The organism is Canibacter zhuwentaonis (assembly GCF_018531145.1).
Classification (GTDB): Bacteria; Actinomycetota; Actinomycetes; order Actinomycetales; family Microbacteriaceae; genus Canibacter; species Canibacter zhuwentaonis.
Window position 1 is genome coordinate 1 of record NZ_JAHDSZ010000016.1, and the last position, 10344, is coordinate 10344.

Below are 10344 nucleotides of genomic sequence, written 5' to 3' on the forward strand. Positions count from 1 at the left end.
CAACGGTGCGGGAAACACGTCAATCGGAAACACAACACCCGACAAAAATAACAACGGGAAAAACACGACCGAACACACACCCTGCGCACTCCGAGGAGTTCCCACCATCACCGCAACACAGGCACCGATCATAAGAAACATTGCAACGCTCAACGCCATAACCAAAACAGCAGCAAATGGGTGGCTCGGCAACCGCGCCTCCCAACCGATCCGCAATACAAGATACGCCGCTAACCAGCCGAGTAAAACCATCAGCAGCAGGGCGAGCGCGTAGGCGCGCAGCACCAAATCCGCACCGTACGGACGCAAACTCGCACCCGCAATCGTGCGCGCCTCAATCATTGAAGAAAGCCCAACTCCCATACCAAACAGCCCTATAATCATTGTGAACATAACGCCCGCATTAACCGCTAGCGCATCAACAACGCGGTAGCCGGGTAGTGAGCTGCCGATCTCTTCGGCACCAAAAGCCACCGCCTGTGTCAGCACAATAATAAACGGCACGAGGATGTTAAAAACCGCAGCGGCCGGCTCGCGCACAAACCCCAGAGCCTGGTTTTTGAACTGCATCATAAAGGGTTTCATGTTGCGCTTCTCCGATCGGTTAAAAGGTAGGCGTCTTTTAAGCGCGGCGCACGCTCGTACACCGCAATGCCGCGCTGCTGCAGGCGTTGCTTATCAGTGGATAGCAGGCGCGGATCTGTGTAGCCAAAGGTTGTTGTTGCGCTATCCGCGCTCAAAACCCGGCGGCTCGCCACGGTTGCACCCTCCTTGGTGGCGCTCACAGCGCTCTGCTGCGCGGCATCGCCAAGCAGCTCGCTAACAGCGCCGGTGGGAACGAGCAGCACCCCTGCAAGCCCCGACTGCGCGATAAGCTCATGCACCCCGCCTGATGCGTACACCCGCCCCTCGCGCATAATAATAACCTCGCTCGCATACTCCTCAGCCTCGGTAAGATCGTGGGTTGTTGCAAGCAGTGTCGTACCGCGCGCCGCAATCGCCTCGCGCAAAGATGCCCACAGCGAAAAGCGGCTCTCCAAATCAACGCCGCTTGTTGGCTCGTCAAGCACAATTAAATCTGATTCGCCAAATAGTGCACTAGCCACCATCACGCGCTTCTGCTGCCCGCCGCTGAGCCTGCCAAAACGGCGACTCAGCAGATCCGCAATCTGAAACTGCTCAGCAACCTGCGTAACCTGTGATTTGCCCTCGCCGTACAGCGCCGCGATAAAACTCAGATGCTCACCAACTGTAACCTGCGCGTGCAGCGAGGCGCCTTGCAGGCACACCCTAATTTTAGAGCGCAGCGCCGGATCATGCGGTTTAATGCCGAGGATTACGACCTCACCGCTCTCAATACGGCGCAGGCCGATGAGCGTCTCAATTGTCGTGGTTTTTCCGCAGCCGTTGGGCCCGACAAGAAAGTAAGCACCCCCGCGCATCAAGCGGATATCAACACCCTGCAGCACCTGTCTGCCCTGGTAGCTCTTGCGTAGATTAGTAACGCGGATAATATCAATATCGTTCATATTATTTTCCGTCCGTTTAGGGGTATGGCAAAGGAAGAACTTGATTATTCGACTGAATCAGCTCAGACCGCAACTGCGCCAACCTAGGATGCCCCAGCATAGGACGTGACTGAAGAAACGGTGTCGTAAGCTCAGGAACAAAAACTTTAACAACACTCAAACTGCTCCAGTCCGGATGAGAATAATCAAGAATAATCGGATCAATATCCGATTCTAAAAGTTCAGCAGTGAGCTGTTCTAATGACTCATCAGTAGAAAGATTGTTTCGCTCAATATCGCCAATAGCAACATCACCCGAAATCCAATTACTACGCAGATAGTGATCCAGATGATGAACATTATCAGGCAATCCGTAATATCCTATAGCCTGAAAGAAGAGTGTCATCTCGCTCAGATGACGGTCATAATCCCAATCAAACATTTGACGCACGCTGCGTCCCACTGATGAACCAGGTGCCATGTTTGCTAAACTAAGAGTGCTACGTGTCTGACCGTACTCCGCAGCAGCTTTACGCATAGCAGTAACACCACTAAAGTCGCAACCACCACCCGCGCAGTATTGCCTTCGTGGCAACCACTCCTGAAACCCAATTACGCTAAACGTATTCGCGCTGCACACGTCTGAGTGATGACGCAATAGAAAACCACCTGAGTGATCAAGCTCTAGACGTTCAGCGAATCCCCCAAGTACTGACCTAACAGTGTCATCAATCTTCACCAGCTCCGGTGGTTGGTCCGTATACCACGAAATGTTAACAGCATCACGCTCAATAACCTCCGTAAGTCCGTGATATACCGCGTCTTTAAAGGAAGTATGGCACGAGAGACCTCCTGAAACAGAGTATCCGATAACTGATTCCCCTGGATCATAAACATGAATCATGTCCACGAGTTGTGCTGGCACCCAAACTTCCTCACCGCTATATAGTCTGCGCCCACAGATCCACTGCACTGGAGTCTCTTCTGTGAACTGTTCGTAAAGAAAATGAGGCTGCCTATACTGCCAATCACTAAATAAACTTATCTTACTCGGAGGTAAGCATGGGAAACCAGCACTACTCAAATCCTGAAACGAGCCAAGACGCCTAACACTCGGCATATCCGTAGCGGTCGAGATAAGACCAGCAACAACTCGCTCCAAAGACTCGCCTATCGTGGAGAGTGTCACATTGGAAAGTTTAAACCCTTTTCCGCCTCCGAAAAGAGTATCGTTAACTCCTGCTTCCATCGAAGGTTGACCATAGATATCTCTCAATAAGCCATCTATATCAAACAACTCAGCATGACCAGCATATCCACCACCCGCTGACTCACCAGAACCAAAAAATGTGCTTGCACGTAAAATTGGCCCATATAAAGGACTTACATGAGGTAACATATCTTGCAAAGCACGGAGCGACACCCCTGTCGCTAATGCTGGCAATGATCCACCCGGGTTAGACCCAACAGCTGTAACTCTCATAAAGATCGCCCATCTGCTATAAGACAATGATTCAAAACCGCTTCTTTCTCATCTGCTATTGAGCTAAGCACGCCGCCAATTACAATAGCAACCAGCTCACTCTCTAATTGTGATATAGAGCCAGCTCTTTCACTACAGAGCAATAAATCCATTCGAAATTCAGGTTTAATAAACCCAGCGTTAAGGGAAGGAAAAGCTGCACCCGTATTTGACGTGCATGTACGTAACGCACTTTCAAAACCTATGCGCTGTTCCAACATCTTTAGTTCAGTCCACAACCCAGCCCCGGGCATAATACCTGCGGCACCCGCGCCTGAGGAAGCAAGTATATTATGATCTCGGTCACCTTTAGTTATCGCGCAAGATAAATCAGTCAGATCATCTGTCTTCCGATCACCGTATAGTTTCGATAAAATATCTCGAGCAATTCGCCTAAACATAAAACTTCCCTCACCAGTAAAATGCTTAAGATGCGGTAAATATGCCCGCCCCAAAGAAGCATCGCTTGCCTTAAGCATTCCATCAACGGTCCACAATGAGCATGCAGCTAACTGTGGGCAAACCCATTTACTTGCTCCATGCTGCACAATAAACCCTGGAATAACCATTCCTTGACGACTATGACTACGAATTACAGGACAGGGCAATACTGTAATATCGAAATCAGAGATTTCCCCTAATGTAACAAATGTAGCTCCAAGTTTACGTAACCCTGCAACAAGATTGAGCAACTCATCCGCTGAAACATCAAAATCATATCTGAGAGACGGTAAACTGCTTATTCTCCCCAATGAAGAAACAACATTAAGTTTTTCCTGCGAAATTAACCAATGCCCCACATTGCACGATGACCCGATATCGACCACCGAGGTTACTCCATGTGCACGACACAATCCTACAAAAGCCTCTTCTGGAAAGAACGGTGTATCGTTTTGAACAGGAGTTTCTAAATACCCTTCAGCATTAGCGCCCGCATCAACAAACCCCGGTAACACAAGCGGAAAACTTATAGCATTACGAGTTTTACCTGAGCTTATATACTTAATGTATCTATCACCAACAACCGTAACATCAGTCATCCAGATCTCTCCAGTGAAAAGATGTTCCGCATGTAACTCAATCATCACATACCTCAAGCACGTCTACGCCATGCCGATATTGCCGTAAGAGCAACGTTTAGCGCAACGTGCGCCAAAACAGCCGATACCCAACCTCCAAATAAAGCAGCCCAAACTAGCGCTGATCCAATAATAAGTTTAAGGGCAACCTGGCGAACACCGTAATACCAGTGAGAAAGTCCAAAAGCTATTGCAACAAGTCCGGCTGCTACTGCCTTAGGTAACTCCCATTCGTGCAATAAGGATCCCAGCACTAGTGCTCTAAATACAAACTCCTCACATAATGCAACGAGCATGAGTAAAATATATTGAGCTGCCCCTGAACGCGCCCACCTGGGCAATGCACCTTCATATTTAGCATTAGCCGCAATACGTTTTTTTGAATCATACGCGCCCAGCAGTATACGTTCACCGACTAATTCAACCGCAAGACATACTACGAATGCCACAAATGCGCCCATGAGCATACAACCATAAGACACCCCGTGCTGTGACGGATAGAACCACGATCGAGAATCGGGCAAAAAAACCAGACCCAAAACTCCTAACAACAGCAGGGTCACTATCCACCATATAAAACCCGACCGCGCAAAAATCTCCATTCCACCAGGTCTACGCCGCGCAATTGGATATGCAATAAAACCCATAAGGATAATCTGCAAAATTGTCGCACACGCTGCTGCAACACCAATAATCCCACCAATATTCACGCTCTGCTCCCAACTGCCAAACTAGCAAGAGGAATCTGACCTTCATTGAGGCACAATAATTCCGATAGAGCTTCAGATGGTAGAGAACCAAGGACGCACGCGCGCAGTTCCAATGCAGTTGCTACCAGTTCAAGATGCCCCGCAGCAACACCCGCGTCAAGCATAGACAATTTCGCACCCATTGCACCATACTTATGATCAACCCGACCGGGATTTGCCACCAAAACCACCAGCGCAGAGGCTCTTTCCAACCAGGTCATTCCAGGGATTAACGTGGATACACTATGGCTCATCTGCCCAGAAAAACGACGTACCAAACCACGTTCATAATCGTAGTAATAACTACCGTTGTCAAGACCATCAACGTTAAAAACTATGCAGTATCCATCAATCGAAGCTAGCCCGCCAGCAGATGAACAGTAACGCAACGGAGCATCACGCCAATCATACGCAATAGTTTGACCACGTTTCCCAAAAGTCCATGCTAACAATGAAATTAGTGTTGTCTTTGAAATCGGAGAAACTCCAAAATCTCGTCGAGAAGCACGAGCTTTAACAACATCAAAAAACTCATGCGTCGAAGCAACAGCTGGCACTGCAGGCTCGGTTACTTCGCCATCGAACTCGCAACGATATTCGGGCGGATTCGGAAACACTGAACTCGGCTTAGATCTAAGCTTGGTCATAGTATGTAAAATCGTCTCACTCAAGGATTCATACTCTATACCAGCCTCTTCAGCCACATTTCTGAGACCTTGGGCGATACTATCAGACTGAGCTAAAAACTCTGAATCTGATTCAGTCATCATTCTTTCTCCTCTTTGCCGTCCTTGCGATACGCAAGTGCCACGGACATCCGCTCCACCCCATCAATTCCAAGAACCTGGCTGCAAGCATCGTCAAAGAACTCAAGCTCCCAACTCCACTTATCTTCAACTCCAGATTTCAGCCACAACTTCCGGAATTGAGCAATCGCTTCACCAGCTGCGATGAGACTACGACGCTCTCCTCGTAATCCACCAAGAGCTCCCAATCTACCAGGAACTGCAACTACTGCAATCATTATCCCAGAAGCCTCATCGCTAAAGGACGTAAATGGAGCGGTTCTCTCAGATAAAACAATTCGTAGTTCGTCACGGCTTAAACGACGATATCGAACAAACTGACCATTCAATAAAAGAAAAATCGTATCTCTAACAAGTGCATAGATCTCAATTGAAAAACGCCATTCTTTATACGGCTGAGGAAGGTCAGCTATATTGATTCCAAGCAGTTCAACAACTTCGTCATCCGTCAGGACTGAACGAAGTGCCCACTCCTGTAGTTTTAAATTTTCAAGCCGTCCGTGTAAAGTTAAAGCGAGCCGAGAACTTACTTGCTCGAGCACATCGGGCGGTACTAAACGTGTATGCGGCATAGGATGATCCCCCACTTGAGAGTTCAGCAGGAACGTATCGCCTAACCTCGCCACTGGATCCCAATCAGTCACTCTGTCTGACCAGCTCGAGACAACACTTCCGCGATCGTAAAGTGAAGTTTGCTCGTTTAGCTTAATATTATTATCCAAAACGTACACCTCTAATACAGCGGATTCCGCACCGCTGGTTGCATAGGAAGACATACCGGACAACGTGGCAGTCTCATTATACTGTGCGTTGAAATCTCTTGAACAGTTGCACGCCCGTAAACGATAGTTCCAGCGCGTTCTGAAAAACCAAGGAGTGACAGCTCAAGAAGGCTCACGGCTAGCGCTGTCGATAATCCCGCCCGTCCTACAATGCTAATTGGCGCATTGCCATTCAAAGAACGGTGGCGCAGGAGTGTCTCATATTGCTCGCGGTCAGCACTTGCTCTAGCCCATGAACGTTCAACTTCCCAAGCACACGCAGAAAGACCCGGAATTACGTATGGTCCTACTGTGTAATCAACTCCATCAAGCCGCGCGTAAAGGACTGGAACTCCTGCAGCAACAGCAAGCTCATTAAACCTATACAGTTCAGCACGATCAGCGCCAAAACTAACATATAACAGAGGGTTAAGATTACGCCGCAACTTGGAATTATCTGCATCGAGAGTGATTGACGAGGGGGGGGGATTAAAACTATCTAAATCAAGCTCTTCCAAAGGAATTACATTCAGCGACACCCCTAGTGCTCTTGCACCTTCCAAAACACATTCAGCTTGACCCGAACCAACAACCGTTAATTTTTGAAGCAATGTTGGATCTGGAATTTCTCCATACCGAACGAAAGCCCTCCAAATCGACTCTCTATCCACATTATCTTCTTCACTATACAAGCATCTGAGCACACCTCCTTCTCTCATGGACTCGAGCCACTTACAGCATTCTTCTGGAGTTATCTCAGCGTCTAATACAGCAACAATCTCCTCAGGAGTGCGTCCTCCATCTTCCAGTTCCTGAAGAATTGAAGTTATAACGCCACGTCGTTCAGGATCTTCCACAAGAACACTAAAGCCTTCGAGTGCACTCCCTTTAACTAGAACTTCATTTGGAGATACAGGAATATAGCTTGCAGATGCAAGAAGTGCGTATTTTTGCATCATAGCAAAATCAACCTTTCAATGGCTTATATCACCATAATCAACTCAGCTTAACTCTCAGACACGGCAACCCGATGCACAAATCTCTAGAACAACTACAATACTGCCACCAAGCCACCAGACAGCTCAGTTGCGTCAAGAGTTGAACACGCAGCATCAGCGCCACCAGTCGCAGAGCAACAACAACAGCAGCACGTCCAGCAGTGACAGCTAGAGCTGCAGCATGCGCCAGCCGGAATGAGGCTTGTAACACTCCTAAGAGCATCGGAACCAATGATTGAGATTTTCACTCCTCAACCCTCCTATTCTTCGTGAAAATGATAAATTACATAAATAATACACCAAAACAAAACTTACGTCAAACAGCAGATTTCATTCAATGTACGATCAGGGTGCAGCTGATGCTCGTTAATGGTTAGATGTATAAGATTTAAGAATTCGCGTTACTCAATTCAATTAATTCTACAAATAAACACGGAAAAGCCCCCGCGCTCGTTTGCGCGGGGGCTTTTCCGTTAACTTCGACTACTCTTGCGATCCGGATTTAGCAGCTCCAGTATTTGCAGTACGGTAACCAACAGTTATCGCAAAAGCCGTAATACTTAAGAAGTATTGCATGATACAGAGGGAACAAAGAGAATAAGCTAAACACAACAGACACTAATACCACGATCTATGCAAGAATCACATAGATAAACGAAACACTTTGTAATTTCACAATCACACCTCGCTTTTAGTCAAATACACACTAGTGACGCGCCCACAGAGCAACCAACAACAGCGCCGGTTGCACTAACTTCTTTGAATTTCATCAGTTACTCCTCACATTTATCTTGGACTATTGCCGATTTGCCAATAACACTTGAAAACCGATGAGAATGTCTGCCGTTCACAATCTATACAACCACGCAACTCTGAGCAAAACTTAAATGCGCCCAAAAAATCATAGAGCAACAGGTAAAACTCTCTACCGCCAAAGTTAATATGCAGCCAGGCTCAGCAAACAACTAAATCCGCCAAGCTATAAACCCACCAAGCAGCAAACCAAGCTACTAGGTAATAAACCACACAGCCAAACTAAACAATACACCTATACCCGCACGCCTCTCAAAAAACACAGAGCCACAGCGGGTAAACTTTTTATGCTAGAGCACACAAATCTCACACCCTAAAAAGAAAGGCGAGCATGACGGTCAAAACAGCAGAGGCAGTCTGCATCGGGCACCCAGATAAGCTTTGCGATCTGATCGCAGAAACAATCCTCGATGCGCACACCCAACACGATCCGCTGGCTCGTGTCGCTGTTGAAGTCACCGCCAAAGCCTACGAAATCAATATTTTCGGCGAGATCACGAGCGCGCACGCGGCCAATCTCACAGAGTGCGCCGGGCAGGCGCTGAAGGTTGCCGGATATAATCCGGCGCAGTTTACTGTGCGCGTGAACGTGCAGGCGCAGTCTCCCGAGATCGGAAGCGGAGTAGACTGCAGCGTTGAAGCACGCTCCGGTGATAGCAGTGCCGATGCCGTGCTAGGCGCGGGAGATCAGGGCACCGTTTACGGCTACGCAACCGCTGAAACGCCCAAAATGCTGCCCGCTCCCCTGCTGATTGCGCGCGATATTTGCCGTCGTCTCAGCCAGGCTCGCGAATCTGGCACAATCACCGGTCTGCTGCCCGACGGAAAAGCGCAGGTGTCTATCCGCTACCAGGGCGACGAGCCGCGCGAGATTACCGCGGTTGTTGTATCCGCGCAGCACACTGAAAGCAAGAGCCTCGATGCGCTACGGGCGGAGATTCTCGAGCGGATCATCAAGCCAGCTGCCCGCAATTTCCCGCTTGCTGCAGACGCAATAATTCTGATTAACCCCGCCGGGTCTTTTATCGCGGGCGGTCCCGTTGCCGATGCCGGACTCACCGGGCGCAAGCTAGCCGTCGACACTTACGGCGGACTCGCTGCACACGGAGGCGGCGCGTTTGCGGGCAAAGATGTTTCTAAGGTGGATCGCAGCGCAGCTCTGCTCGCACGGCAGATTGCTAAGAGCATTGTTGCGGCAAATCTCGCTCAGGAGGCGACCGTCGCGATCTCATATGCGATAGGCAAGGCGTCACCCGTGGCGTTTAATATTACGCTGGATCATGCCAGCCGGGCGCATGAATCCCGACTGACGGAAATATGCGAGACGCTTTTTCCGTTGCAGCCAACTGCGATTATCAACTCGCTTGCGCTTAGAGATGTGAAATTTGTGCGCTATGCGAGCTACGGTTATTTTGGCTACGATGCAAGCTGGGAAGACCATACCACTCACGCGCGCGCCATTAAAGAGCGTTTCGCGGCGGGGGCATAATATCCACCGCCGCCGCGAGCTGGCAAGTTAGCGCTGCGCCATAGTTTAAGCTGCCTTCAAGCAGCGGGAGATATCATAAGCAGTTACTAAAATGTAATATGGCTAACTCTGATCCGCAATTATTTGTGTCCGCAAGCTTGCTGCACGGAAATGGGGTTGTGCTGCGCCCGCTTAGGGCAAGCGATGCGCAAGATTTGTACGAGACCTGCCAAGATGCGGAAATCGTGGAGTACACCACGATACCCGTGCCATATTTGATGTCTCACGCAGCAGATTTTATAGCGGATCCGCCCAAGTTCACTTGGGCAATCACACTGCAGGAGTTTGGTGATAGATACTGCGGGAGTATTGAGCTTCGCCTTTCTGCGGGAGATTACCCGGTAAACCTTGGATATATGACAGCACCCTGAGCGCGTGGGAGGGGTGCGATGACCCGCGCTGTGCGTATAATCGCGGATCATGTTTTTGTAAGCAGAGTGTGAATGTTGGCGAGATTATTGGTGTTGCGGTGATGGTGGGAACTCCTCGGAGTGCGCAGGGTGTGTGTTCGGTCGTGTTTTTCCCGTTGTTATTTTTGTCGGGTGTTGTGTTTCCGATTGACGTGTTTCCCGCACCGTTG

Annotated in this window: 10 protein-coding genes; 2 read left to right on the forward strand and 8 right to left on the reverse strand. The window is 49.0% G+C overall.

Annotated features, from left to right (window positions below):
• The 8 genes from KJY78_RS06270 to KJY78_RS06305 form a co-directional block, all read right to left on the reverse strand.
• On the reverse strand, nt 1-585 hold a 585-nt coding region (locus KJY78_RS06270), incomplete at its 3' end, for an ABC transporter permease (RefSeq protein ID WP_214337755.1).
• Nucleotides 582-1529, reverse strand: coding sequence for an ABC transporter ATP-binding protein (locus KJY78_RS06275; protein ID WP_214337756.1), 948 nt, complete (start codon nt 1527-1529; stop codon nt 582-584). The genes KJY78_RS06270 and KJY78_RS06275, both read right to left, overlap by 4 nt.
• A gap of 16 nt (nt 1530-1545) precedes the next feature.
• Nucleotides 1546-2952, reverse strand: a complete 1407-nt coding sequence (locus KJY78_RS06280) for a YcaO-like family protein (RefSeq protein ID WP_214337757.1) — start codon at nt 2950-2952, stop codon at nt 1546-1548.
• 35 nt (nt 2953-2987) lie between these two features.
• Nucleotides 2988-4115 (reverse strand): hypothetical protein, encoded by a 1128-nt coding sequence (locus tag KJY78_RS06285; RefSeq protein ID WP_214337758.1) that lies wholly within the window; start codon nt 4113-4115, stop codon nt 2988-2990.
• 8 nt (nt 4116-4123) lie between these two features.
• A complete protein-coding gene (locus KJY78_RS06835; protein WP_214337759.1) occupies nt 4124-4819 on the reverse strand; it encodes a CPBP family intramembrane glutamic endopeptidase in 696 nt (231 codons plus the stop codon).
• On the reverse strand, nt 4816-5628 hold the full coding sequence (locus KJY78_RS06295) for a SagB/ThcOx family dehydrogenase (RefSeq protein WP_214337760.1): 813 nt from the start codon (nt 5626-5628) through the stop codon (nt 4816-4818). Before KJY78_RS06295 ends, KJY78_RS06835 begins: the two co-directional genes overlap by 4 nt.
• A complete protein-coding gene (locus tag KJY78_RS06300; RefSeq protein WP_214337761.1) occupies nt 5625-6386 on the reverse strand; it encodes a hypothetical protein in 762 nt (253 codons plus the stop codon). Before KJY78_RS06300 ends, KJY78_RS06295 begins: the two co-directional genes overlap by 4 nt.
• Before the next feature lie 11 nt (nt 6387-6397).
• A complete protein-coding gene (locus KJY78_RS06305) occupies nt 6398-7384 on the reverse strand; it encodes a hypothetical protein (RefSeq protein ID WP_214337762.1) in 987 nt (328 codons plus the stop codon).
• A 1183-nt stretch (nt 7385-8567) separates the two neighbouring features.
• Between KJY78_RS06305 and metK the strand changes: the two genes are divergently transcribed.
• A complete protein-coding gene (metK, locus tag KJY78_RS06310; RefSeq protein ID WP_214337763.1) occupies nt 8568-9725 on the forward strand; it encodes a methionine adenosyltransferase in 1158 nt (385 codons plus the stop codon).
• Nucleotides 9726-9823: 98 nt separating this feature from the next.
• Nucleotides 9824-10135 carry a GNAT family N-acetyltransferase gene (locus KJY78_RS06315; protein WP_214337764.1) on the forward strand — a complete coding sequence of 104 codons (312 nt, stop codon included), beginning with the start codon at nt 9824-9826 and terminating at the stop codon, nt 10133-10135.
• Nucleotides 10136-10344 lie beyond the last annotated feature (209 nt).